This is a genomic window from Geoalkalibacter sp. (genome assembly GCF_030604225.1).
Classification (GTDB): domain Bacteria; phylum Desulfobacterota; class Desulfuromonadia; order Desulfuromonadales; family Geoalkalibacteraceae; genus Geoalkalibacter.
On the sequence record NZ_JAUVWH010000039.1, the window covers coordinates 1 to 22469 of the forward strand.

Consider the following 22469-nt stretch of genomic DNA (forward strand, 5'->3'; position numbering starts at 1 on the left):
ACACCATGTTCGAACTGGTGGTCATCTACTGCGCCGGCATGGCCGTCATCGGCGTTCTGCGGAGCATGAAGGCATGAAGATCCTGCAAGAGCGCGCCCGCGGCGGCGCCATGGGCGAAGATCTGATCATCCGCACCTCGGTGAGCCTGCTGGTGCCCTTCATCCAGCTGTTTTCCCTCTACGTGCTGGCCCACGGCCATTACAGTCCGGGCGGCGGCTTTCAGGGGGGGGTGCTGCTCGGTGCTTCGTTCATCCTCATGGCCCTGGCCTTCGATCTCAAGCACTCCATGCAGCTTTTTCCCCTGCGCGCCAATCTCATCGCCGGCAATGTCGGGGCCCTGATCTTCGTCGGCATCGGCGTCGTCTGCGCCCTGCTCGGCGGGTACTTTCTCGACTATGCCGCCTTCGCCAAGGTGATTCCCATGGCCGTGCCCGACTGGCGTTCCCTGGGCATCCTGCTGGTCGAGGTCGGCGTCGGCCTGGGCGTGGCGAGCATCATGCTTTCGCTCTATTGGGATCTGTCCTCGGGCGGATATCTGGAGGAGGGTCTCTGATATGGAGGGGCTGCTCGACGAAATCGTCGCCAAATACAATTATTGGATTTACGTGGTGCTGATGATGATCGGCTTCTACGCCATGATCGGCAAGCGCAATCTGGTGAAGAAGCTCATCGGCATGAACATTTTTCAGACCGCCATCATCCTGTTCTTCGTCTCCACCGGCGTCAAGCGCGACGCCGGGCTGGCGATCGTCGACAAGCAACAGGCCCTGGCCGGCGCCATCGACGTGGCCACGGTGGTCAATCCCCTGCCGCACGTGCTGATGCTCACCGCCATCGTCGTCGGCGTGAGCGTGACCGGGGTCGCGCTCGCGGTGATGCAGCGCATCCATCGCGAGCACGGCACCCTGGAAGAAGACGAAATCCTGGAGAAAATCGGGCGATGATCAGCGGCAACTTTCTCGCATACGCCATCGCCGCGCCCCTGGTCATGGCGTTTGTCGTCAATCTCGTGGGTCGCGCGCGGCCCTTTCTGGTGGCGCCCCTGGCCCTGCTGTCCCTGGCTGTTTCGAGCCTCTGTTCCCTGCTGCTCTTGGCGCGGGTACTGCGCGACGGCACCGAGAGCTACACCATGGGCGGCTGGCAGCCGCCCTGGGGCATCGAACTGGTGGTCGATCCGCTCTCGGGGCTGATGCTGCTGCTGGTGGCCGCCATCGCCCTGATCGCCACCTGGTCGGCGGGCGCCAGCGTGCGCCAGGAGATGGAGGGGCGCGAGCACGTGTTCTTCACCCTCTACCTGATCCTGGTCTCGGGGTTGCTCGCCCTGACCGTGACCGGCGACGCCTTCAACCTCTACGTGATGCTCGAGATCACCGCCATCACCACCTACGGGCTCATCGCCATGGGCCGCGAGCGCGCGGCGCTGGCGAGCTTCAACTACATCATCATGGGCACCATCGGCGCCTGTTTCTACCTGCTCGGCGTCGGCTATCTCTACATTCTCACCGGTTCCCTCAACATGGCCGACATCGGCCGCATCCTGCCCGAACTCTACGGCGGCGCGGCGGTGGCCACGGCCTTCGCCTTCATGCTGGTCGGCATGTGGGTCAAGATGGCGTTCTTTCCCCTGCACGGCTGGCTGCCCAACGCCTACACCTACGCTCCCTCGGGCACCAGCGTGCTCATCGCGCCCCTCATGACCAAGGTGTCGGTGTACCTGATGATCCGCATCATGTTCACCATCTTTTCACCTGAGTACACCTTCTTTCAGCATGCCGGGGTGCAGCACCTCATTGTCTGGGCGTCGGCCCTGGCCATCATCATCGCCTCGTCCCTGGCCCTGGCCCAGACCGAATTCAAGAAGATGCTCACCTACATCATCGTCGCCGAGGTCGGCTACATGGTGGGCGGGGTGTGGCTGGCCAATGAGCCGGGCATGACCGGCGCGGTGCTGCACATCGTCAACGACGCGCTGATGACCCTGTGTCTGTTCCTGGTGGCCTCGGCGGTGGTGTTTCGCCAGGGCAGCTGCCGCTTCGAGGATTTCCGCGGCCTCTACCGCACCATGCCCCTGACCATGGCGGCCTTTACCGTGGGGGCGTTCTCGATGATCGGCGTGCCGCCCACGGCCGGCTTTTTCAGCAAGTGGTACCTGATCCTGGGGGGCATCGAGGCGGGCCAGTGGGCCTATGTGGCGGCTTTGGTGTTTAGTTCCCTGGTCAACGCGGTGCTGTTCTTCCGCATCATCGAGATCGCCTTTTTCAACAGCGAGGACGGCCACGGCCACGGCCATCACGGCACCCTGGCGCGCCACGAGGCGCCGGGCGCCCTGGTGCAGCCGCTGGTGCTGACGGCGGTGGCCCTGATCGTCGTGGGGCTGGCGTCCGGGGCGCTGGTGGATGCCGTCATCCTCCCGGCGCTGCAGTGGCTGCAATGAGCGGCTCGCGTCCTTTTTTCCGTGTCCTGAGTTGGGTCTGACCATGGATTTTCATCCTTCCATCTGGCCGTTGGCCGCCGTTCTCATCTCCCTGCTGGGGGCGCTGCCGATCATGCTCTCGGCGCGCACTCCCAATCTGCGCGAGGGCTGGACGCTGATCATCGCCGTCGGCAAGTTCCTCATCGTCGCCTCCATGCTGCCCAGCGTGCTGGCCGGCGGCGGCTTCGTCTTCACCCTGGCCGAGGTCTTTCCGGGGGTGCCCATCCAACTGCGCGTCGATCCCATGGGCATGTTCTTCGCCCTGATCGCCTCGTTTCTGTGGATATTCACCTCCCTTTACTCCATCGGCTACATGCGCGCCCTGGACGAGCATGGCCAGACCCGCTACTTCGCTTCCTTCGCCGTGGCCATTTCGGCAACCATCGGCATTGCCTTCGCCGCCAACCTGTTCACCATGTATCTGTTCTACGAGGTGCTCTCCCTCTCCACTTATCCCCTGGTGGCCCATGAGCAGAACGCCGAGGCGCGCACCTCGGGGCGGCGTTATCTGTCCCTGATTCTCGGCACTTCCATCGGCCTGGCGCTGCCCGCCATGCTGGTGGTCTATTCCCTGGCCGGAACCCTTGATTTCACCACCGGTGGTATCCTCGCCGCAACCGGCGCCTCGCCCTCGACTCTCGCGCTGCTGCTGGCTCTCTTCGTGTTCGGCTTCGCCAAGGCCGGCATCATGCCCTTTCACGCCTGGCTGCCGGCGGCCATGGTGGCGCCGACGCCGGTCAGCTCTTTTCTGCACGGCGTGGCGGTGGTCAAGGCCGGGGTGTTTTCCATCATCCGCGTGCTGGTCGACATCTTCGGCATCGATCTGCTCGCGTCCCTGAACCTGGGCGCGCCCCTGGCCTATTTCGTGTGCATCACCATTCTGGCCGCCTCCCTGGTGGCCCTCACCCAGGACAATCTGAAACGGCGGCTGGCCTATTCCACCGTCGGTCAGCTGTCCTACATGGTGCTCGGCGTGGCGCTGCTCTCGGCCTCGGGTGTGACCGGCGGGGTACTGCACATCGCCATGCACGCCTTCGGCAAGATCACTCTGTTTTTCTGCGCCGGCGCCATCTATGTGGCGAGCCACAAGAAATACATCAGTCAGATGGATGGCCTGGGGCGCACCATGCCCATCACCTTCGGCGCCTTTTTCCTCGGGGCGATGAGCATCATCGGGCTGCCGCCCTTGGGCGGCTTCATCAGCAAGTGGTATCTGGTCATCGGCGCGGTGCAGGCCGATCAGCTGCCCATTTTGCTGGTGCTGCTCACCAGTTCCCTGCTCAACGCGGCCTATTTCCTGCCGATCGTCTACCGCGCCTTTTTCGCGCCGCCGCCGCCCGATGCCCCGGTCGGCATCAAGGAGGCGCCGATCTTTTGCCTGGTGCCCCTGGTGGTGACGGCGCTGTGCTCCCTGACCCTGTTTTTCTATCCCACGATTTTCCTGCGTCTGGCGCAGGCGGCGGTGCTGCCTTGAGGCGCCGCGGGGAGTTGAACGATGAGTAAGAAACCCACCTCGAAATCCGCCGGCGCGGCCGCTTACAGCGGGCGCATGCCGCTGATCGTCGGGCTGGCGGTGCTGGTCGTGACGGCGCTGCCCGACCTGTTTTTGCACAAGCATACCTATTTCCACGCCTACGAGGCCTGGCCGGGTTTCTTCGCCCTGCTGGGGCTGGGCGCGGTGGCGGTGCTGGTGGGCCTCGCCCGCCTGATCGGTGCGCTGGTGCGGCGCGGCGAGGATTATTATGGCTGAGTGGCTGCATCCGTCCCTGGTGTTTTTCGCGGCCGCGCTGGTGCTGCCCCTGTGTCCTGCGGTGGCGCGCCGCGGGGTGTTGCTGGCGACGCCGCTGCTGGCTTTCGTCCTGCTCTGGGCGCTCTCGCCCCAGGCCTCCCTGTCTTATCAGCTGTTTGGTTTTGAATTAAATCTGCTGCGCGTCGATGGTCTGGCCCGCGCCTTCGGCGTGGTCTTCACCCTCAATGCCCTGGCGGCCTTTCTTTTCGCCCTCACCCGCGGCTCCCTCGGCCAGCACTGCGCGGCGCTGGTCTACATCGGCGCGAGCCTCGGCGCGGTCCTCGCCGGTGATCTGATCAGCCTCTATCTGTTCTGGGAAGTGATGGCGGTGGCCTCCACCTTCATCATTCTTGCCCGGCGCACCCCGCAGAGCTTTCAGGCGGGATTGCGCTACATCCTGGTGCACCTGTTCGGCGGGCTGTGCCTGCTTGCCGGCATGCTGCTGCACCTGGCCCAGGGCGGCGGGGTGGAGTTCGCCCTGCTGGCGAGCGGGGGCGCCGCCGCCTGGCTGATTCTGCTCGGCTTTCTGGTCAACGTCGCCGCCTTTCCCTTTTCCGCCTGGTTGTCCGATGCCTATCCCCAGGCCACGGCCACCGGCGCGGTGTTTCTCACCGCCTATACCACCAAGACCGCCGTCTATGCCCTGGCGCGCGGCTTCGCCGGCTGGGAGGTGTTGATCGCCGTGGGGGCGGTGATGGCCCTGTTCGGCGTGATCTACGCGGTGCTGGAAAATCATGTGCGGCGCATGCTGGCCTTTGCCCTCATCAGCCAGAACGGCATCATGGTGGCGGGGGTCGGCGTCGGTTCGGCCCTGGCGCTGAACGGCGCGGTGGCCTACGCCATGGTCTGCATTCTTTACATGGGACTGTTGTGGATGAGCGCCGGCGCCGTCGAGGAACAGACCGGCCGCAGCCGGCTGAGCGAACTCGGCGGCCTGCGCCACGGCATGCCCTGGACCTTCGCCTTTGCCCTGGTGGGCGCCCTGACCATCGCCTCGGTGCCCGGGCTGGGCGGTTTCGTCAGCAAGCCGATGATTCTCAAGGGGGCCGCTTACGGGGGTCATTACTGGGGCTGGTTGGCCCTGGAACTGGCGGCGGCGGGCGTGGTGCTGCACGCCGCCCTGCGCTATCTCCTCGAAGTGTTTTTCGGTCCGCCGCCGGCCAAGCCCGCCGCCGACCCGCCTCCGACCATGCTCGCCGGCATGGGCCTGCTGGCCGCCGCCTGCATCGGCCTGGGGCTGTTTCCCCAGGCGCTGTACGCCCTGCTGCCCTATGAGGCGGAGTTCGCGCCCTACAAGTTCGAGCAGGTGCTCAACCAGTTGCAACTGCTGGCCGGAGCCGCTGTCGCCTACCTGCTGGCTCGCCCCTGGCTGCGTCCCGCTCCGGGGCAGAGCCTCGACACCGACTGGGTTTATCGGCGCGGCGGGCAGGCCTTCTACCGCTTGGCCGAGGGCGTCTTCAACAACCTCAACGCTTGGGGCGAGCGCTATTTCCTGCGCAACCTGCCCGAGCAGCTGACCCGCTTCTTCGCCCGGCCCGGGGTGCGCATCCAGCGCCTGGTGTGGCTGCCTCTGCTGCAAATGCGTGGCAAGACCGGCGCGGAACTTGAGCGGGAGGGCGAGTTTCTTGAGCGCCGCAGCCGCCACGGCAGCTATCCGGTGGGTGGTGGGGTGCTGCTGTCGGTCCTTTTCATCGCCCTGATGTCCTTTCTGTTTTTCTTTTTCTGATTTTCGTGCCGGGGAGGTTCATCATGCCCAATATCCTGCTCGCCCTTGATTGTTCGCCCCATTCGCGGCGTGCCGCGGAATACGTCGCGCAGCTCGCGCCGCATCTGCCCGACTGCCGCCTGAGCCTGCTGGTGGTGTGCACCGGCATTCCCTATTCGGCCCAGGCCGCCGCCGAGGAGACCGCTCCCGAGGTGCACGGCGACGAGGATCATCAGCAGGAGCGCCAGGAGATTGATGCCTTTCTCGGCGAAATTGAAGACTTGCTGATCCGCGCCGGGTTCCCCGCCGCGCGCCTGGAGCGGCGCGTCAAGCCCCTGGGGCGGGGCGTGGTGCAGGATATCCTCGACGAAGCCGCCGCCGCGCAGTGCGACACCCTGGTGGTGGGACGCCGCGGGGTGTCCAAGATGCGCGCCCTGCTGCTCGGCAGCGTCTCCGCCGAACTGGTGCGGCAGGCCGGGGGACGCACGGTGTGGGTGGTGGAGTGAGGGGCGCGTCCCCTCCGGTATTCTTGCCTGCATGACCGGGCTCTACCTGCACATTCCCTTCTGCCGCCGCAAGTGCCCCTACTGCGATTTCTATTCCCTGGAGCCGGCTGAAACCCAGCTTGCCGCCTATCCCCCGCTGCTGATCCGCCACCTGCGCCTGGCCGCGCGCCAGGCGCAGGTCCAGGGTCCCTTCGCCACGGTGTTTTTCGGCGGCGGCACGCCCTCGCTGCTGCCGCCGGCGGCCATCGGCGAAATTCTTGGCGCGGCCGATGCTTGCTTCGGCCTGGCCGACGACGCCGAAATCACCCTCGAAGCCAATCCCGGCACCCTGACCCGTGAGAGTCTGCGCGGCTATCGCGCCGCCGGGATCAATCGCCTGTCCCTCGGCGTGCAGTCCCTTCGTGCTCGCCATTTGCAAACCCTCGGCCGCCTGCACGGCCCCGACGAGGCGCGTCGGGCGGTGGACTGGGCGCGCCAAGCGGGGTTCGCCAATCTCTCCCTCGATCTCATGTTCGCCTTGCCCGGCCAGAGTCTCGACGACCTGGAGGCAGAGATCGCCGCCTATCTCGCCCTGGCTCCCGAGCATCTGTCCTGCTACGGCCTGAGTATCGAGGAGGAGACCCCCTTCGCGCACCGCCATCGCCAGGGGCTGTTGCGCCTGCCCGACGAGGACCAGTACGCCGCCGCCTTCCTGCTGCTGCACGAGCGCCTGGCCGGGGCGGGATACGCGCATTACGAGATTTCCAACTACGCGCGGGCGGGGATGGAGTGCCGCCATAACCAGCACTATTGGCGACGCGGCGCCCACCTGGGCGTCGGCGCCGGCGCCCATTCCTTTTTTGCGCGGGGTTGGGGTGAGCGCTGGGCGGTGGCGCCGGACCTGGCGGCCTACCAGGGCGCCCTGGAGGCCGATCGCGACCCCGCCCGCATGTTGGAAAGCTTCGATGCCCGGGGCGCCCTGGCGGAAACTCTCTACCTGGGCCTGCGCACCAGCGCCGGGGTTGCGGAGGCCGATTTGGTCAAAGGCTTCGGCCAGGGCCTCGGCCAAGCCTTTCCCGAAGCGGTGCGCCGCACCGCTCCCTCCCTGCATCTCACCCAAGGCCGCTGGCGCTTCACCACCGAGGGCTGGCTGCTTTACGATCATCTCATCAGCGCCTTTTTCTGAGGGAAAATCCAAGGATTTTCCTCGCCCGGCGACCCTTGACAAAGGGGGGTGCCGTTGTTATTTTGTTCACCGTTAGCACTCCCGTGGATTGAGTGCTAATCCGCTCCGGGCCGGATTTTCTCCGGCTTCAGGTTTTTTGGGGAACCGGGTGTCATGAGCACAGCCCTCAACGAGCGCAGCCGCAAAATTCTCGAAGCCATCATCGAGGACCACATCGCCTCGGCCGAGCCCGTGGGCTCGCGTGCCATCACCCGTCGTCACGGCCTGGGCCTGTCGCCGGCGACGGTGCGCAACGTCATGTCGGATCTGGAGGAGATGGGCTACCTGGCGGCGCCCCACACCTCCGCGGGGCGCATTCCCACCGAAAAGGGCTATCGTTTCTACATCGATTCCCTGCTGCGGATCCGGGCCCTCAGCCCCCAGCAGAAGGAGCGCATCCGCCGCTACTACCGGCGCCGGGGGCTGCGCGCCGACGAGCTGCTGCGTGAGGCCGGGCGGGTGCTGAGCAACCTGTCCCACTACACCGGCATCGTCATGGCGCCCCAGTTCACCACCTCGGTGTTTCGCCACATCGAATTCGTGCGCCTCTCCCAGGGACGCATCCTGGTGATTTTCGTCGCCGAGAACGGCCTGGTGCAGAACAAGATCATCGAAAGCGGCGAGGATCTCAACCAGCACGATCTGGAACAGATGCACAACTACCTCAACCGCACCTACGCCGGGTTGTCCCTGGCCGAGGTGAAAAAGCGCCTGCTGCGCGAGATGTCCCAGGACAAGGCCCAGTACGATCGCCTGCTGGGGCGCTCCATGCGGCTTTTCCAGGCCGCCCTCAAGGGCGAGGAGAGTCGCGAGCTGTTCATCGAGGGCTTCAGCCGCATGCTCGAGCAGCCCGAGTTCAGCGACCTTGAGCGCATGAAGCGGCTGTTCAAGGCCTTCGAGCAGAAGAGCCTGCTGGTTGAGTTTCTCGACAAATGCCAGAACAGCCAGGGGGTGCAGATCTTTATCGGCAGCGAGACCGATTACCGCGACATCGAGGGGTGCAGCCTGATCACCGCCAGCTACAGCAGTGCCGGTGGCACCATCGGCACCCTGGGGGTCATCGGTCCGACGCGCATGGCCTATTCCCAGGTCATACCGATTGTCGACTACACCGCCCAACTGATGAGCCAACTGCTTGAATCCGATCTGGAATAGGAGAAAAGGACAAGTGTCGAAGAAGAAAAAAGAAGAACAACCGGTCCTCGATGCCGAGCACGAGGACGTGCCCGTGGTGGAGCCGGCCGCGGTGGAGTCCCCTGGCGATGAACTCGCCGAGCTGGGCCGCGCCCTGGACGAGTGCCGCGAGGAAGCGCGGCGCAACCACGATCTCTATCTGCGCGCCGCCGCCGATCTGGACAATTTCCGCAAGCGCGCCCAGCGCGAGCGCGAGGATCTCGCCAAGTTCGCCAACGAGCGCATCCTGCGCGAGGTGCTGCCGGTCATGGACAACCTGGAGCGCGCGGTGGAACACGCCCGGCAGGAAGGCAGCGACGTGCGCACCTTGCTCGAAGGGGTGGAGATGACCCTCGGCCAGTTCGCCAAGGTGCTGGAGAAATTCGGCGTGACGCCTGTCTCCAGCCTGGGCGAGGCCTTCGACCCGGCCCGTCACGAGGCCATGGGGCAGGTCGAGAGCGCCGCGCAGCCCCCCAATACCGTGGCGCAGGAACTGCAAAAAGGCTACCTGCTGCACGAGCGCCTGCTGCGTCCCGCCCTGGTGATGGTGACCCGGGCCCCCGCCGCGGCGTCCGCGCCCGAGCAGGGCGGCGAAAACTGATACGAACCAACTGAAACGTCAACTTATAAAGGAGGCACCAAGACAATGGGAAAAGTCATCGGTATCGATCTCGGGACCACCAACTCGTGCGTGGCGGTCATGGAAGGCGGCGAACCGATCGTCATCGCCAACACGGAAGGCTCGCGCACCACGCCCTCCATGGTGGCCTTCACCGAAAGCGGTGAACGGCTGGTCGGCCAGCAGGCTAAGCGCCAGGCCGTCACCAACCCGGAAAACACCCTGTTCGCCATCAAGCGCCTGATCGGCCGCAAGTTCGATTCGGACGCGGTGCGTAAGGACATCCAGATCAGCCCCTTCAAGATCGTCAACGCCGACAACGGCGACGCCTGGGTCGAAGTGCGCGGCAAGAAATACAGCCCGCCGGAGATCTCGGCCATGATCCTGCAGAAGATGAAGCAGACCGCCGAGGATTATCTCGGTGAGCCGGTCACCGACGCGGTCATCACCGTGCCCGCCTATTTCAACGACTCCCAGCGCCAGGCGACCAAGGACGCCGGCAAGATCGCCGGGCTCAACGTGCTGCGCATCATCAACGAGCCCACCGCCGCGTCCCTGGCCTATGGTCTGGACAAGAAAAAAGAAGAAAAGATCGCGGTCTTCGACCTGGGCGGCGGCACCTTCGACATCTCCATCCTCGAACTCGGCGACGGGGTGTTCGAGGTCAAGTCGACCAACGGCGACACCTTCCTCGGCGGCGAGGACTTCGACCAGCGCATCATCGACTATGTGGCCGACGAGTTCAAGAAAGAGCAGGGCATCGACCTGCGCAAGGACAAGATGGCCCTGCAGCGCTTGAAGGAGGCTTCGGAAAAGGCCAAGTGCGAGCTCTCCGGCTCCATGGAGACCGACATCAACCTGCCCTTCATCACCGCCGACCAGAACGGCCCCAAGCACCTCAACATCAAGCTGACCCGCGCCAAGCTCGAGAGCATCTGCGCCGATCTGCTCAACAAACTGGTCGAGCCCTGCAAGATCGCCCTCAAGGATGCCGGGCTCTCGCCCTCGGAAATCGACGAGGTGATTCTGGTCGGCGGCATGACGCGCATGCCGGCGGTGCAGAAGCGCGTGCAGGAGATCTTCGGCAAGACCCCCAACAAGGGCGTCAACCCCGACGAGGTGGTGGCCATCGGTGCAGCCATCCAGGGCGGCGTGCTCAAGGGCGAGGTCAAGGACGTGCTGCTCCTCGACGTCACGCCCCTGTCCCTGGGCATCGAGACCCTGGGCGGGGTGATGACCAAGCTCATCGAGAAGAACACCACCATTCCCTGCCGCAAGAGCCAGATTTTCTCGACGGCCGCCGACAACCAGCCGGCCGTGTCGGTGCACGTGCTCCAGGGCGAGCGCGAAATGGCCGCCGACAACAAGACCATCGGCCGCTTTGAGCTGGTCGGCATCCCGCCGGCGCCGCGCGGCGTGCCGCAGATCGAGGTGACCTTCGACCTCGACGCCAACGGCATTCTCCACGTCGGCGCCAAGGATCTGGGCACCGGCAAGGAGCAGTCGATTCGCATCACCGCTTCCTCGGGCCTCTCCGACGAGGAGATCCAACGCATGGTCAAGGACGCCGAGGCCCATGCCGGCGAGGACAAGAAGAAGCGCGAGCTCATCGAGGCGCGCAACCAGGCCGACGGGCTGGCCTACACCACGGAAAAATCCCTCAAGGAGCACGGCGACAAGGTCGACGCAACGACCAGCGAGAAGATCCAGGCCGCCCTTGAGGCCCTGAAAAAGGCCATGGAAGGCGACAACACCGAGGAGATCAAGACCAAGACCCAGGAATTGGCCGAAGCCTCGCATAAGCTGGCCGAGGCCATGTATTCCCAGGCCCACGGCCAGGGCGAGGGCGCGGAGGGCGCGCAGGCCGAGCCCGGTGCCGGCGGCAAGGCCGAGGATGTGGTCGACGCCGAGTTCGAGGAAGTTGACGACAAGAAAAAGTAAGCGCCGAGGGCGGCAGGGGCACGGCAGGTCGTGCCCCTGCGTTTTTGCGCATCGGGGAAGTACGGGCAGCGGCACCCGCGGGTAGCCGCTGCTCTTTGCGTTGCAAAGGATCGACATTTTGGCTAACGGCAAACGCGACTATTACGAGGTTCTCGGGGTCAACCGCAACGCCAGCGAAACCGAGATCAAGAAGGCCTATCGCAAGCTCGCCCTGCAGCATCATCCCGACAAGAATCCGGGCGACAAGCAGGCCGAGGAGAAGTTCAAGGAGGCCTCGGAGGCCTACGCGGTGCTCTCCGATCCGCAAAAACGCGCCCAATACGACCAGTTCGGCCATGCCGGCATGGGCGGGGGCGGCTTCAGCGAAGGTTTCGGCGGCTTCGGCGGCACCCCTTTCGAGGACATCTTCGGCGATATTTTCGGCGACATCTTCGGCGGCGGCGGGGCGCGGCGCGGCCGCGGCCGGCGCGGCGACGACCTGCGCTACAACCTGAGCATCGCCTTCGAGGAAGCCGCCTTCGGCGTGGAAACCAAGATCCAGGTGCCGCGCTCCCAGGAATGCGGCCCCTGTCGCGGCAGCGGCGCGCGCGCCGGCACCCAGCCGGAAACCTGCGGCACCTGTCGCGGCGCCGGTCAGGTGCGCTACCAGCAGGGCTTCTTTTCCCTCACCCGGCCTTGTCCCGATTGCAACGGCGAGGGCCGGGTGGTGCGCGACCCTTGCCCCGACTGTCGCGGCAGCGGGCGGGTGCGCGAGCAGCGCACGCTCTCCGTGCGCATTCCCGCCGGGGTGGAGACGGGCAGCCGCCTCAAGCTCAGCGGCGAGGGCGAGGCGGGCAGCCACGGCGGGCCGCCCGGCGATCTCTACGTGGTGATTACCGTCAAGGAACACGCCATCTTTCAGCGCGAAGGCCGCGATGTCATCTGTGAGGTGCCGGTGTCCTTCGTGCAGGCGGCCCTGGGCTACGAACTTGAGGTGCCGACCCTCGAAGGCAAGGTCAAGCTCAAGATTCCCGCCGGCACCCAGTCGGGCAAGATCCTGCGCTTGAGCGGCAAGGGCATCCCCAGCCTGCAGGGCTACGGGCGCGGCGATCAGCTGGTGGTGGTGCGCGTCGAGACGCCGACCCGACTCACCCCGCGCCAGCGCGAACTGCTTGAGGAGTTCGCCCGGGAAAGCGGCGAGGAAGTCCATCCCCTCGGCAAGGGCTTTTTCGATAAGGTCAAGGAACTCTTCGGCTGAGGACGGGAGAAGGCTTATGCGCAGAGCGTCCGTCACATGGCTGCTGGTGGGCTGCTTGATCCTGGCGGGATTCGGGATGCCGGGGCCGGGCAGCGCCGCGGCGGCCACCGACCCCGAGGTGCGGGCCGCCATCGAACATTACCATGCCGGGCGCCCCGACGAGGCCCTGAGCCTGCTGCGCGGCTTTGTCCTTCGCGGCTCCGGCTCCCCGGATCTGCCCCAGGCGCAGCTCTATCTGGCGCGCATTCTTCATGATCAGGGCCAGTGCGCCGAGGCCGATCTCTACCTCCAGCGCCTGCCGGCCGGTGATCCGACCCCGGAAGTACGCCTGGTGCGCGGTTCCTGCCTGGTGCAGCAGGGCTACCCCCTGGAGGGCGCGACCATTCTGCTGCCCCTGGAGCAGGCGCCCCTGAATCCTACCGACCGCGCCCTGCTGTTCGGTCGCCTCGGCCAGGCCTACGCCGCCCTCGACGAGCCCCTGCGGGCGCTGCTGTTCTATCGTCAGGCCCTGGAGGTGAGCGCCGCGCCCGGGCTCTGGCTGGGCCAGATTCACGAACTGCTGCGCGGCGCCATTCCCGAAGCGGTGCTCGACGAAGCGGCCTTCATGTTCCGCGCCACCCCCATCGGCCAGGATGCCGCCCTACAGCTCGCGCAGCGCGCCCTGGCGCGGGGCGACCAGGAACGCGCGGCCGCGCTGCTCAACCAGGTGCTCGCCGATCCCACCCCCTTTCCCTATCGCGACGAGGCGCGCGCCCTCGCCGAGCGGCTGCCCGGCGCGGCCCAGGCGGAGAGCCCCGCCCTGGGTGCCATCCTGCCCCTTTCCGGGCGCTTCGCCCCCTTTGGCGAGGCGGTGCGGCGCGGCCTGGACTTGGCGGTCGGCCTGCATAATCAGGGTTATCACCAGGTGCGGCTGATCTACCGCGACAGCGGAGCCGAAGCCCAGGAGGCCGCCGAGGCCGTCAGCCACCTGGTGCGCGGCGAGGGCGTTTTGGCCATTGCCGGGCCGCTCAGCGGCGCCGCGGCGCAAGGGGCCGCGGAGCGCGCCCAGCAGGAGGGGGTGGCGACCCTCAGCCTGTCGCCGCGCGACGGCCTGCCCCAGGTCGGCCCCTGGGCCTTTCGCTATTCCCTCACCAGCCGTCAGCAGGCGGCGGCCCTCGCCGAATACGCCGTCAACCGGGCGGGCCTGCGCCGCTTCGCGGTGCTCTACCCGCACAACCGGCTCGGCGAGGAAATGCTCGCCCTGTTCAGCGAGGAGGTCAACCGGCGCGGCGGCCAGGTGCTGCGGCGCCAGCCCTATGCCGAGGAGGCCACGGATTTTCGCGCGCCCATCCGCCGCCTCATGGGCCTGGATCCCAACGCCCCCGACGAGCGCGGCGCCACCCGCGCCATGCCCTTCGAGGCGCTGTTCATTCCCGACGCCGCCGAGCGGGTCGGACTGATTGCGCCGCAACTGGCCTACCACGGCATGGAGCCGGTGCGGCTGCTCGGCACCAACGGCTGGAACAGTCCCGAGCTGCCGCGCCTGGGCGGGCGTTTCGTCGAAGGGGCGGTGTTCGTCGACGGCTTTTTCGCCGCCAGCCCCCTGCCGGAAGTGCGCGAGTTCGTGACCTTCTACCGCCAGGCCTATGGCGAGGAGCCCTCCATCCTGGCGGCCCAGGCCTTCGATGCGGCCAACCTGCTGCTCTCCCTGCTCAGCCGTCCGGATATCCGCACGCGCGAGGACGTGCGGCGCGCCCTGGGCGAGGTCCGGTCCTTCCCCGGCGCCACCGGGCGTCTGCGGGTCGATCGCGACGGCGAGGTGGAACGTGGCCTGTTCGTGCTGCGCGTGCACAATGGGGAGGTGGTGCAGTTGAGCGGAGACCAATTCTAGCCGGCTTATAGGAGGGAGGGTGGCGCGTTTGAAAATCCCATGGCTGCTGCTTCTGCTGGTCCTTAACGCCTGCGCAGGCCCGGCGGGCGTCACTCCACCCGCGCCTGAGTCCGCGTCCTGGGTCGCCGGACCCCTCGGCATTGCCGGTACGGTGGTCGATGGCCAGGGCGAACCGGCGCGAGGCGCCGTGGTCTATGCCTATCGCAGCGCGCGCGCCGGGCTGCGCGGTCCGGCGGATTTCGCCGCGCCGGTGGACGAGCAGGGCCGCTATTTTCTCGATCTGGTGGAGGGTCGGTACCATCTGGTGGCGCGGCGCCGCGCCTCGGGCGAGGACGCCGGGCCGCCGCGTCCCGGCGATGCCTGGGCTCCCCATCCGCGCAATCCCCTCGAAGTGCGTCCCGGTTTCACCACCCAGGCCGATTTCCGCCTGCTGGCCATCACCCAGCCCATGATCATGAAACAGGGCACGCTCACCAGCGGCGACACGGGATTTTCCGGCGTGGTGCGCGACGCCCAGGGCCGGCCGGTGAGCGGCGCCCTGGTGCTGGCCTACCGCGACCGCAATTTCCAGCGCATGCCCGACCATACGGCGCCCGCCACCGGCGAGGACGGGTTTTTCACCCTCTACCTGCCCGAGGCCGGCAGCTATTGCCTGGTGGTGCGCACGCGCACCCGCGGCCAACCCACGGCGGGCGAGCTCCACGCCGTGCTGGGCGAGGGCGCCCAAGCCTGCCCCGAAGCGCGGCGCGGCGAGATCCGCGATCTCGGGCCCATCGTCGTGCGGCCTTACGGGCGCTAATGTCCCGTGCGGCTAGTCGCGCGTCTTTTCTCCCACCTCCAGCAGGGCGTGCAGCAGGCGCACCCGCACCATCTCCACGCCCTTGTCCTTGGCGCGCGCCAGGGGGATGGCGTAGATCGCCTCCAGTTCGAGGGGGCGCCCCTCCTGGCGGTCGATCATCATGCTCGGGCGGTAAGGGCCCATGCCCTCGGTGACGCGCAGCATGCGCTCGGCAAAGCCCGCGTCGATGGGCGCCGAGAGTCCCTGAGCGTTGGCGGCGGCGACCACCTCGTCCATCAGGGCGCGCACCTGGGCGCGGCTCGGGCCATGGGCGAGCAGTTCGGCGGTGGTGGCGCCGGTCAGGGCGCACAAGCCGTTGAAGGGGATGTTCCAGACCAGTTTTTCCCAGCGGGCCTTGCACAGGTCGGCCACCGCCTCGCATTCGAGGCCTGCCTGGCGGAAGGTTTCGGCCAGGGTCGCGGCGCGCAGGGAATGGCCGCCGCGAAATTCGCCGAGGCGAATGCGGCCCTGATCCAGATGGTGAACCACGCCGGGCGCGCCGCGGTTGGAACACAAAAAAGCGATGCCGCCCAGCACCCGTTCGGCGCCGAACAGGCGGGCCAGAAGTTCCTCGTTGCCCAAGCCGTTTTGCAGGGTGAGGATGCAGGTCTTGGGCCCCAACAGCGGTTCGATCAGTTCCGCGAGGTGCGGGTTTGCGAAGGTTTTGAGCCCCACCAGCACCAGGTCGACCTGGCCCATGGCGGCCGGGTCGCGAAAGCCCTGCACCTGCTCGAGGTGGAAGTCCCCCGCCGGCGAGGTGACCCGCAAGCCTTGATCGCGGATGGCATCATGATCGCGGCGCAGAAGAAACCGCACCTCCTGGCCGCCGCGTTGCAGCAGCGCCCCGTAATAAAGGCCCAGGGCTCCCGCCCCGACGATGCCGATTTTCATGTCATGAGTCTCCTTTGGGTGGCTGACCGCGGCCCGGGACCGGGTCGCGGTCGAGATGAGCATGCTAGCCGCCTTGCCCCCGGGAATCAAGACGCCAGACCAGGGCAAAAGCATTTTTCTTTCCGTGTCAAATACTTAGGCTCTTGAATCGGGAGGCTCGCCTTGACCCGCCGGGGAGCCTATGCTATAGTTCATCCTTCGCAAGGAGGCTTCGCCCATGTTCAAGATCGGTGATATGGCCGTTTATCCGGCCCAGGGAGTTGGTGTGATCGAGTCCATCGAGCCTCGGGAATTTCAGGGGCAGCGGCTCGATTTCTACATTCTGCGCATCATTGATAGTGACATGACCATCATGGTGCCGGTCAACAATGCGTGCAGCGTCGGCCTGCGGTGCCTGGTCGATTCCGAGACCGTCGATTCCATTTACGGCCTGCTGGAAAATTCCGCGCGCAGCGGTCCGGTCGCCTCCTGGAGCCGTCGCCAGCGCGAGTACCATGAAAAGATCAAGTCCAACGACTTGTTCGAGGTGGCGGCGGTGCTGCGCGACCTCTATCAGATCCGTTGCGACAAGGAACTGTCCTACGGCGAGAAGAAAGTTCTCGAACAGGCGCAGAAGCTGCTGGTCAAGGAAATTGCCTTTGCCCAGGGCGCCGAGGAAGACAGCGTCTTTCGGCGCATCGAGAAGATCTTTCACTAAGCGCCGCAGGGCGACCCCGCCCGCGATCCCGCCCGCTTCCGGAGAGCCATGACCGCCACCGTGCTGATTCCCGCCGCCGGCATGGGCCGGCGCATGGGCACTTCCATCAACAAGCAGTATCTGCAACTGGCGGGGCGCCCGATTCTTGCCCACACCCTCGCCCTGTTCGATTCGTCTCCGCATGTCAGTCGCATCCTCGTCATTTCTCCGGCGGATGAGATCGCTTACTGTCGCCGTGAAATCGTCGCCGCCTTTGGTTTTACCAAGGTCGAGGCGGTGATCGCCGGCGGCGCCGAGCGCCAGGATTCGGTGCGCAACGGCCTGCGTCATCTCGGCGACACCGAGCAGGGCGTGGTGCTGATCCATGACGGGGTGCGCCCTTTTTTTCCCGCGCGCCTGCTGCCCGGGGTCATCGCCGCAGCCGCCGAGGTGGGCGGCTGCGTGGTGGGCGTGCCGGTCAAGGACACGGTCAAGGAGGTGGTCGACGGGCGCGTGGTCAACACCCCCGAGCGCGCGCGCCTCTGGCTGGCGCAGACCCCCCAGGCCTTTCCCGCGCCGGTGGTGCGCGCGGCCCATGAACAGGCCCTGGCCGACGGGTTTCGCGGCACCGACGACGCCTCCCTGGTCGAGCGTCTCGGCCTGCCCCTGGCCATGCTCGAAGGCAGCTATCGCAACATCAAGATCACCACCCCCGAGGATCTGCTGCTGGCGCAGGCCTTTTTCTCCGCGCAGGAGGACTCTTGATCATGTTTCGCATCGGGCATGGCTATGATGTGCATCGTCTGACCAAGGAGCGTCGCCTGATTCTCGGCGGCGTCGACATTCCCTACGGACTCGGCCTGCTCGGTCACTCCGATGCCGACGTGTTGCTCCACGCCATCTGCGACGCGATTCTCGGCGCCCTGGGCGAGGGCGACATCGGCCGCCATTTCCCCGACAGCGACCCCGCCTATCGCGGCATCTCCAGCCTCAAGCTGCTGCGCGAGGTCATGGCCCTGGCCCAGGCCAAGGGCTATCGCATCGGCAATCTCGACGCCACCGTCATTGCCCAGGCACCGCGCCTTGCCCCCCATGTGCGCAAAATGGTGGAAAACATCGCCGAGGTGTGCGGCGCCGACGTGCGCCGGGTCAACATCAAGGCCACCACCACCGAGGAGTTGGGCTTCGAGGGGCGCGGCGAGGGCATCTCCGCCCACGCGGTGGTGCTGCTGGAGCGCTTGGGCGTGAGCGAGGAACTCGATATCTGAAGGCCCGCTTGCGGCGGCCCGACATTTTTTTCATCTTCCTGAAAGGACTCCCAGGTTTCTTCTGCCATGAGCGCCAACGACATCCCTTCGACTCCGACCAATTTCATTCGTAATCTCATCGACGCCGAGCGCGCCGCCGGCCAGAACCAGGACATCGTCACCCGCTTTCCGCCGGAGCCCAACGGCTATCTGCACATCGGCCACGCCAAGTCCATTTGCCTCAATTTCGGGCTGGCCGCCGATTATCGCGGACGCTGCCATCTGCGCATGGACGACACCAACCCCGAGAAGGAAAGCGTCGAGTATGCCGAGGCGATCAAGGATGCCGTGCGCTGGCTGGGCTTTGACTGGGGCGCGCATCTCTACTATGCCTCGGATTACTACGAGCAGCTCTATCTGTGGGCCGAGGAGCTGATTCGTCGCGAGCGCGCCTACGTCGACAGTCTCGGCGCCGAGGACATGCGCGCCTATCGCGGCACCCTCACCGAACCCGGGCGCGAGAGCCCCGACCGCGGTCGCCCGGCGGCCGAGAGCCTCGACCTGTTTCGCCGCATGCGCGCCGGTGAATTTCCCGACGGCGCCTACACCCTGCGCGCGCGCATCGACATGGCCGCGCCCAACATGAACCTGCGCGACCCGGTCATCTACCGCATCCAGCGCCACCATCACTACCGCACGGGGGATGCCTGGTGCATCTACCCCATGTACGACTACGCCCATCCCCTGAGCGACGCCATCGAGGGCATCACCCATTCCATCTGCACCCTGGAATTCGAGGATCATCGCCCCCTCTACGACTGGTTTCTCGAACAGCTCGCCGATCTGCTGCCCGCGCGGCCCCGGCAGATCGAATTCGCTCGCCTCAACCTGAGCTACACCCTGATGAGCAAGCGCCGCCTGCTCGAACTGGTGCGCGAGGGCCATGTCGCCGGCTGGGACGACCCGCGCATGCCGACCCTGGTCGGGCTGCGCCGGCGCGGTTTTCCGCCGGCGGCGATCCGCGCCTTCTGCGAGCGCATCGGCGTGGGCAAGAGCGACAGCTGGATCGACATGAGCGTGCTTGAGGATTGCGTGCGCGAGGAGCTCAACGTCCAGGCGCCCCGCGCCCTGGCGGTGTTCAACCCCCTCAAGGTGGTGCTCACCGATTACCCCGAGGACCGGGAAGAAGACTTCGAGGCCGCCAACCATCCCCAGCAGCCCGAGGCCGGCAGCCGCCGCGTGCCTTTCTGCCGCGAGCTCTACATCGAGCGCGACGATTTCATGGAAGATCCGCCGAAAAAGTTCTTTCGCCTCGCGCCGGGCCGCGAGGTGCGCCTGCGCTTCGGCTACATCATCCGCTGCGAAGAGGTGATCAAGGATCCCGCCACGGGCGAGATCGTCGAGCTGCGCTGCACCCACGATCCGGCCACGCGCGGCGCCAATCCCGCCGATGGGCGCAAGGTCAAGGGCACCATCCACTGGGTCTCGGCGCGCCATGCCCAGCGCGCCGAGGTGCGTCTCTACGACCGGCTGTTCGCCGTGCCCAACCCCGGCGCCGGCCGCGAGGGGCGCGACTGGCGCGCCGATCTCAATCCCGAGAGCTGCCGCACCGGCGCGGCGCTGGTCGAGCCGGGCCTGATGCAGGCCCGCCCCGGCAGCCATGTGCAGTTGGAGCGCGTCGGCTATTTCTTCGCCGATCCCGTGGACAGCCGTCCCGGCCGCCCGGTGTTCAACCGTACCGCGACCTTGCGCGATTCCTGGGCCAAGGTCGAGGGCGGCGGCGACTAGGGTCCGGCGTTCGGCGTGGGCCGCGCGTCAGCCAAGCCGCCTGGGCTGCGGGTGTGGATCGTCGACACGCCCGGCGGCCTGTGCCGCGATCTGGAAGCGGCCCTCAAGGGCGTCGGTCACCAGGTGCGCTGCGTGGGGGACAAGGTGGCATCCCTGCCGCCCGTGCGAGAGACGGAGTGCGATGTTCTGCTGCTCGGCATCGAACTGCCCGGCGACGAGGGGCTCGAACGTCTGCGCCGCTTCGAGAGCGGGCGCCTCGCCCGTCAGGTACCGGTCATCGTCGTCGCCAATCGCCCCGAGCTCGAATATGAGCTGCCAGACGCCTTTGATTTTCTCCGTGTCCCGCCCGATGTGCCGCGCCTGCTGGCCGATCTGCGCCTGATCGCCGAAAGTCGCCGCAACGGGGCGGTCCCGGCGGAGCTCGCGCCCCGCGATCTGAGTCTCTTCCAGAATTTTCTCGTGCAGCACAGCGGCCTGCATTTCGACCAGCGCAACCTGCGCATCCTGCAGCGCGGCCTCGCCCGCCGCATGCGCGCCCTGGGGCTGAGCGATTACCGCAACTACCACGCTTATCTGGAAGCCCACGGCGAGTCGCGCCGCGAACTCAAGAAGCTGCTCGGCCTGCTGACCGTGGGCGAAACCTACTTTTTTCGCTACCTGGCCCATTTTGAAGCCCTGCGCCAGCAGGTGCTGCCCGATCTCCTCCAGCGCAACCGCGCGCGGCGCAGCCTGCGGCTCTGGTCGGCGGGCTGCTCGACGGGCGAGGAGGCCTATTCCCTGGCGATCCTGCTGCGAACCCATTTTCCCGGCCTGCGCGACTGGGAGGTGCGCATCCTCGCCACCGACATCAATCACCAGGCCCTCAACAAGGCCCGGGCCGGCATCTACGGGGCGCGCTCCCTGCGCGTCACCGATCCCGACCTGGTGCGGACCTGGTTTCATCCGCGCGGCAAGGAATTCGAACTCGACGCCGAGATCCGCGACCTGGTGGAGTTTCGCTATCTCAACCTGCAGACCAGCGATTACGCCGAGGGCCTGGAAGGCGCAAGCGGCTTCGATGTGATTTTCTGCCGCAACGTGCTCATCTATTTCCGCCCGTCGACCAGCCAAAAGGTGGTGGCCGACCTGGCCCGCGTCCTTCGACCCGGCGGCAGCCTGTTTCTCGGCCACGCGGAATCCTTGGTGAACTTGTCGGACGCCTTCGCGCGGGTGATCTGCCAGCGCAGCTTCTACTATCAGATGCCCTTGCCGTCCTCGGCGCCCCACGGCGAGGTGACGCGAGAAGCCGCTCCGCTTCCGCCGGTTCGCGCCCTTCCCGCCGCCGCCTGGCCCGTCGCCCTGCCGGCGCCGCGTCCTCCGGCCCTGAGGGCGCCGGCCCCGGACCCGGAGGAGGTGTATCGGCAGGGCCTCTCGGCCTTTGAGAGCGAGGATTTCACCGCGGCCGCCGCCTGTTTCGCGGAGGTTCTGCTGCACAATGAGAACCATGCCGGGGCGTTGGTCGGCCGTGCTTTCATCCATGCCAACCAGGGCGCGCACGAGCAGGCACGGGCCTGCTGCGCAAAGGCCCTGCGGGCCGATGACCTGTGCGCCGAGGCCTATTTTCTGCAAGGCCTGCTGCTCGAAGTGGAGGAGCACTGGTCCGAGGCGCGCGAGGAGTACCGCAAGGCGCTGCTCATCGATCTGGATTTCGTCATGCCGCACTTTCATCTGGGGGGCATCCACGCGCGCCTCGGGCTCTACGACGACGCCCGGCGCGAGTTGCGCAACAGCTTGCGCCTGTTGGAGCGCCGCCCCGCCGAGAGTCTCGTGCCCTATTCCGGCGGGTTGACCCGCGAGGTGTTTCTCGAAGTCTGCCGCGAGCGGCTCAACCAGCTGCCGCCCGCCCGAGGAGAATGACAGATGAGCCAAGGGTCTGGATCCCTGGACGACATTCGTGCCACCCTGGCGCGGCTGCGCGAGGATTACTGGCGCGCCCTCGAGGAGGACGGGCGGGCGAACGCGGCCGGCCTGGAGGTGTTGGTGGCGCGGCTGGGCGGACAAATTCTGGGCTTGCCGGGCGTCGCGCTGCGCGAAGTCTTGCGGGTACCGCCGCTGGTGCGGGTTCCCGGTGCGCCCGCGACCATCGCCGGCATCATCAGCTTGCGCGGTGAAATCCTCGCGGTGAACGACCTGCGCCCCCTGCTCGGGCTGGCCGTGGAAACCGGCCGCGGGCCCGGCGCACGTCTGGTGCTGATCGAGGTCGCCGGGCAGACGGCGGCGCTGCTGGTGGACGAGGTCATCGACCTGCGGCGCCTGGCCGGCGACGCCCTGGAACCCGCCGCCCCCCGCGCCGACGGCGCGCCGGCGTTTTTTCAGGGGCGCCTGCCGCAGCCCGAGGGGTTGCTGAGCCTGCTCGATCTCGACGAAGTTTTTTCCGCCCTGCAATGAACCCTGGGCCGTCCGCTCGCGGCGGCCCCCACCTGCGAGGTTGGCCCATGATCTCCTGGATTCGCCAAAGCCTGTCCCTCAAGAT

21 protein-coding genes are annotated in these 22469 nt (G+C 66.6%); 20 read left to right on the plus strand and 1 reads right to left on the minus strand.

Annotated elements, in window-relative coordinates; all coding sequences use genetic code 11:
• Positions 1-73: 73 nt before the first annotated feature.
• From QAT43_RS06165 to QAT43_RS06230, 14 genes are all read left to right on the plus strand, one after another.
• Complete coding sequence (locus tag QAT43_RS06165; protein ID WP_305042173.1) at positions 74-553, plus strand: MnhB domain-containing protein; 480 nt, start codon at positions 74-76, stop codon at positions 551-553.
• Between the two features lies 1 nt (position 554).
• Positions 555-944, plus strand: coding sequence for a cation:proton antiporter subunit C (locus tag QAT43_RS06170; RefSeq protein ID WP_305042174.1), 390 nt, complete (start codon positions 555-557; stop codon positions 942-944).
• Positions 941-2434 carry a complex I subunit 5 family protein gene (locus QAT43_RS06175; RefSeq protein WP_305042175.1) on the plus strand — a complete coding sequence of 498 codons (1494 nt, stop codon included), beginning with the start codon at positions 941-943 and terminating at the stop codon, positions 2432-2434. Before QAT43_RS06170 ends, QAT43_RS06175 begins: the two co-directional genes overlap by 4 nt.
• Positions 2435-2477: 43 nt before the next feature.
• Positions 2478-3947 (plus strand): monovalent cation/H+ antiporter subunit D family protein, encoded by a 1470-nt coding sequence (locus QAT43_RS06180; protein WP_305042176.1) that lies wholly within the window; start codon positions 2478-2480, stop codon positions 3945-3947.
• Positions 3948-3968: 21 nt separating this feature from the next.
• The gene (locus QAT43_RS06185; protein WP_305042177.1) at positions 3969-4223 is read left to right on the plus strand and encodes a hypothetical protein; all 255 of its coding nucleotides are present in this window, start codon (positions 3969-3971) and stop codon (positions 4221-4223) included.
• Complete coding sequence (locus QAT43_RS06190; protein WP_305042178.1) at positions 4216-5988, plus strand: Na(+)/H(+) antiporter subunit D; 1773 nt, start codon at positions 4216-4218, stop codon at positions 5986-5988. Before QAT43_RS06185 ends, QAT43_RS06190 begins: the two co-directional genes overlap by 8 nt.
• Positions 5989-6011: 23 nt before the next feature.
• Positions 6012-6473 (plus strand): universal stress protein, encoded by a 462-nt coding sequence (locus tag QAT43_RS06195; protein WP_305042179.1) that lies wholly within the window; start codon positions 6012-6014, stop codon positions 6471-6473.
• Positions 6474-6504: 31 nt separating this feature from the next.
• Positions 6505-7638: a radical SAM family heme chaperone HemW gene (hemW, locus tag QAT43_RS06200; RefSeq protein WP_305042180.1), complete on the plus strand. Its 1134-nt coding sequence runs from the start codon at positions 6505-6507 to the stop codon at positions 7636-7638.
• 153 nt (positions 7639-7791) lie between these two features.
• Positions 7792-8832 carry a heat-inducible transcriptional repressor HrcA gene (gene hrcA, locus QAT43_RS06205; RefSeq protein WP_305042181.1) on the plus strand — a complete coding sequence of 347 codons (1041 nt, stop codon included), beginning with the start codon at positions 7792-7794 and terminating at the stop codon, positions 8830-8832.
• Between the two features lie 13 nt (positions 8833-8845).
• Positions 8846-9451: a nucleotide exchange factor GrpE gene (gene grpE, locus QAT43_RS06210; RefSeq protein ID WP_305042182.1), complete on the plus strand. Its 606-nt coding sequence runs from the start codon at positions 8846-8848 to the stop codon at positions 9449-9451.
• A 45-nt stretch (positions 9452-9496) separates the two neighbouring features.
• A complete protein-coding gene (gene dnaK / locus QAT43_RS06215) occupies positions 9497-11410 on the plus strand; it encodes a molecular chaperone DnaK (RefSeq protein ID WP_305042183.1) in 1914 nt (637 codons plus the stop codon).
• A gap of 118 nt (positions 11411-11528) precedes the next feature.
• Entirely contained in the window at positions 11529-12647 is a 1119-nt protein-coding gene (gene dnaJ, locus QAT43_RS06220) for a molecular chaperone DnaJ (RefSeq protein ID WP_305042184.1), read from the plus strand.
• A gap of 16 nt (positions 12648-12663) precedes the next feature.
• Entirely contained in the window at positions 12664-14517 is a 1854-nt protein-coding gene (locus QAT43_RS06225; RefSeq protein ID WP_305042185.1) for a penicillin-binding protein activator, read from the plus strand.
• Positions 14518-14545: 28 nt separating this feature from the next.
• Entirely contained in the window at positions 14546-15316 is a 771-nt protein-coding gene (locus tag QAT43_RS06230) for a carboxypeptidase-like regulatory domain-containing protein (RefSeq protein ID WP_305042186.1), read from the plus strand.
• 12 nt (positions 15317-15328) lie between these two features.
• Here QAT43_RS06230 and QAT43_RS06235 read toward each other — a convergent pair whose 3' ends face one another.
• The gene (locus QAT43_RS06235; protein ID WP_305042187.1) at positions 15329-16246 is read right to left on the minus strand and encodes a putative 2-dehydropantoate 2-reductase; all 918 of its coding nucleotides are present in this window, start codon (positions 16244-16246) and stop codon (positions 15329-15331) included.
• Positions 16247-16463: 217 nt separating this feature from the next.
• On the opposite strand from QAT43_RS06235, the gene QAT43_RS06240 reads away from it, so the two are divergent.
• The 6 genes from QAT43_RS06240 (at position 16464) to QAT43_RS06265 (ending at position 22384) form a co-directional block, all read left to right on the plus strand.
• Positions 16464-16943 (plus strand): CarD family transcriptional regulator, encoded by a 480-nt coding sequence (locus QAT43_RS06240; protein WP_305042188.1) that lies wholly within the window; start codon positions 16464-16466, stop codon positions 16941-16943.
• A 48-nt stretch (positions 16944-16991) separates the two neighbouring features.
• Positions 16992-17687, plus strand: coding sequence for a 2-C-methyl-D-erythritol 4-phosphate cytidylyltransferase (gene ispD, locus QAT43_RS06245; RefSeq protein ID WP_305042189.1), 696 nt, complete (start codon positions 16992-16994; stop codon positions 17685-17687).
• 2 nt (positions 17688-17689) lie between these two features.
• Positions 17690-18190, plus strand: a complete 501-nt coding sequence (ispF, locus tag QAT43_RS06250) for a 2-C-methyl-D-erythritol 2,4-cyclodiphosphate synthase (RefSeq protein ID WP_305042190.1) — start codon at positions 17690-17692, stop codon at positions 18188-18190.
• Positions 18191-18256: 66 nt separating this feature from the next.
• On the plus strand, positions 18257-19957 hold the full coding sequence (locus tag QAT43_RS06255) for a glutamine--tRNA ligase/YqeY domain fusion protein (protein WP_305042191.1): 1701 nt from the start codon (positions 18257-18259) through the stop codon (positions 19955-19957).
• Between the two features lie 15 nt (positions 19958-19972).
• Positions 19973-21853, plus strand: a complete 1881-nt coding sequence (locus tag QAT43_RS06260; RefSeq protein ID WP_305042192.1) for a CheR family methyltransferase — start codon at positions 19973-19975, stop codon at positions 21851-21853.
• A gap of 3 nt (positions 21854-21856) precedes the next feature.
• Entirely contained in the window at positions 21857-22384 is a 528-nt protein-coding gene (locus tag QAT43_RS06265) for a chemotaxis protein CheW (RefSeq protein ID WP_305042193.1), read from the plus strand.
• Positions 22385-22469 lie beyond the last annotated feature (85 nt).

What these genes read in the sequence shown, in the direction of transcription:
- ispF (WP_305042190.1), top strand. Translation starts at nt 17,690, where the DNA reads ATGTTTCGCATCGGGCATGGCTATGATGTGCATCGTCTGACCAAGGAG.
- QAT43_RS06235 (WP_305042187.1), bottom strand. Translation starts at nt 16,246, where the DNA reads ATGAAAATCGGCATCGTCGGGGCGGGAGCCCTGGGCCTTTATTACGGG.
- QAT43_RS06265 (WP_305042193.1), top strand. Translation starts at nt 21,857, where the DNA reads ATGAGCCAAGGGTCTGGATCCCTGGACGACATTCGTGCCACCCTGGCG.
- QAT43_RS06185 (WP_305042177.1), top strand. Translation starts at nt 3,969, where the DNA reads ATGAGTAAGAAACCCACCTCGAAATCCGCCGGCGCGGCCGCTTACAGC.
- QAT43_RS06190 (WP_305042178.1), top strand. Translation starts at nt 4,216, where the DNA reads ATGGCTGAGTGGCTGCATCCGTCCCTGGTGTTTTTCGCGGCCGCGCTG.
- hemW (WP_305042180.1), top strand. Translation starts at nt 6,505, where the DNA reads ATGACCGGGCTCTACCTGCACATTCCCTTCTGCCGCCGCAAGTGCCCC.
- hrcA (WP_305042181.1), top strand. Translation starts at nt 7,792, where the DNA reads ATGAGCACAGCCCTCAACGAGCGCAGCCGCAAAATTCTCGAAGCCATC.
- dnaK (WP_305042183.1), top strand. Translation starts at nt 9,497, where the DNA reads ATGGGAAAAGTCATCGGTATCGATCTCGGGACCACCAACTCGTGCGTG.
- QAT43_RS06255 (WP_305042191.1), top strand. Translation starts at nt 18,257, where the DNA reads ATGAGCGCCAACGACATCCCTTCGACTCCGACCAATTTCATTCGTAAT.
- QAT43_RS06225 (WP_305042185.1), top strand. Translation starts at nt 12,664, where the DNA reads ATGCGCAGAGCGTCCGTCACATGGCTGCTGGTGGGCTGCTTGATCCTG.
- QAT43_RS06170 (WP_305042174.1), top strand. Translation starts at nt 555, where the DNA reads ATGGAGGGGCTGCTCGACGAAATCGTCGCCAAATACAATTATTGGATT.
- QAT43_RS06175 (WP_305042175.1), top strand. Translation starts at nt 941, where the DNA reads ATGATCAGCGGCAACTTTCTCGCATACGCCATCGCCGCGCCCCTGGTC.
- QAT43_RS06240 (WP_305042188.1), top strand. Translation starts at nt 16,464, where the DNA reads ATGTTCAAGATCGGTGATATGGCCGTTTATCCGGCCCAGGGAGTTGGT.
- QAT43_RS06180 (WP_305042176.1), top strand. Translation starts at nt 2,478, where the DNA reads ATGGATTTTCATCCTTCCATCTGGCCGTTGGCCGCCGTTCTCATCTCC.
- QAT43_RS06165 (WP_305042173.1), top strand. Translation starts at nt 74, where the DNA reads ATGAAGATCCTGCAAGAGCGCGCCCGCGGCGGCGCCATGGGCGAAGAT.
- ispD (WP_305042189.1), top strand. Translation starts at nt 16,992, where the DNA reads ATGACCGCCACCGTGCTGATTCCCGCCGCCGGCATGGGCCGGCGCATG.
- QAT43_RS06195 (WP_305042179.1), top strand. Translation starts at nt 6,012, where the DNA reads ATGCCCAATATCCTGCTCGCCCTTGATTGTTCGCCCCATTCGCGGCGT.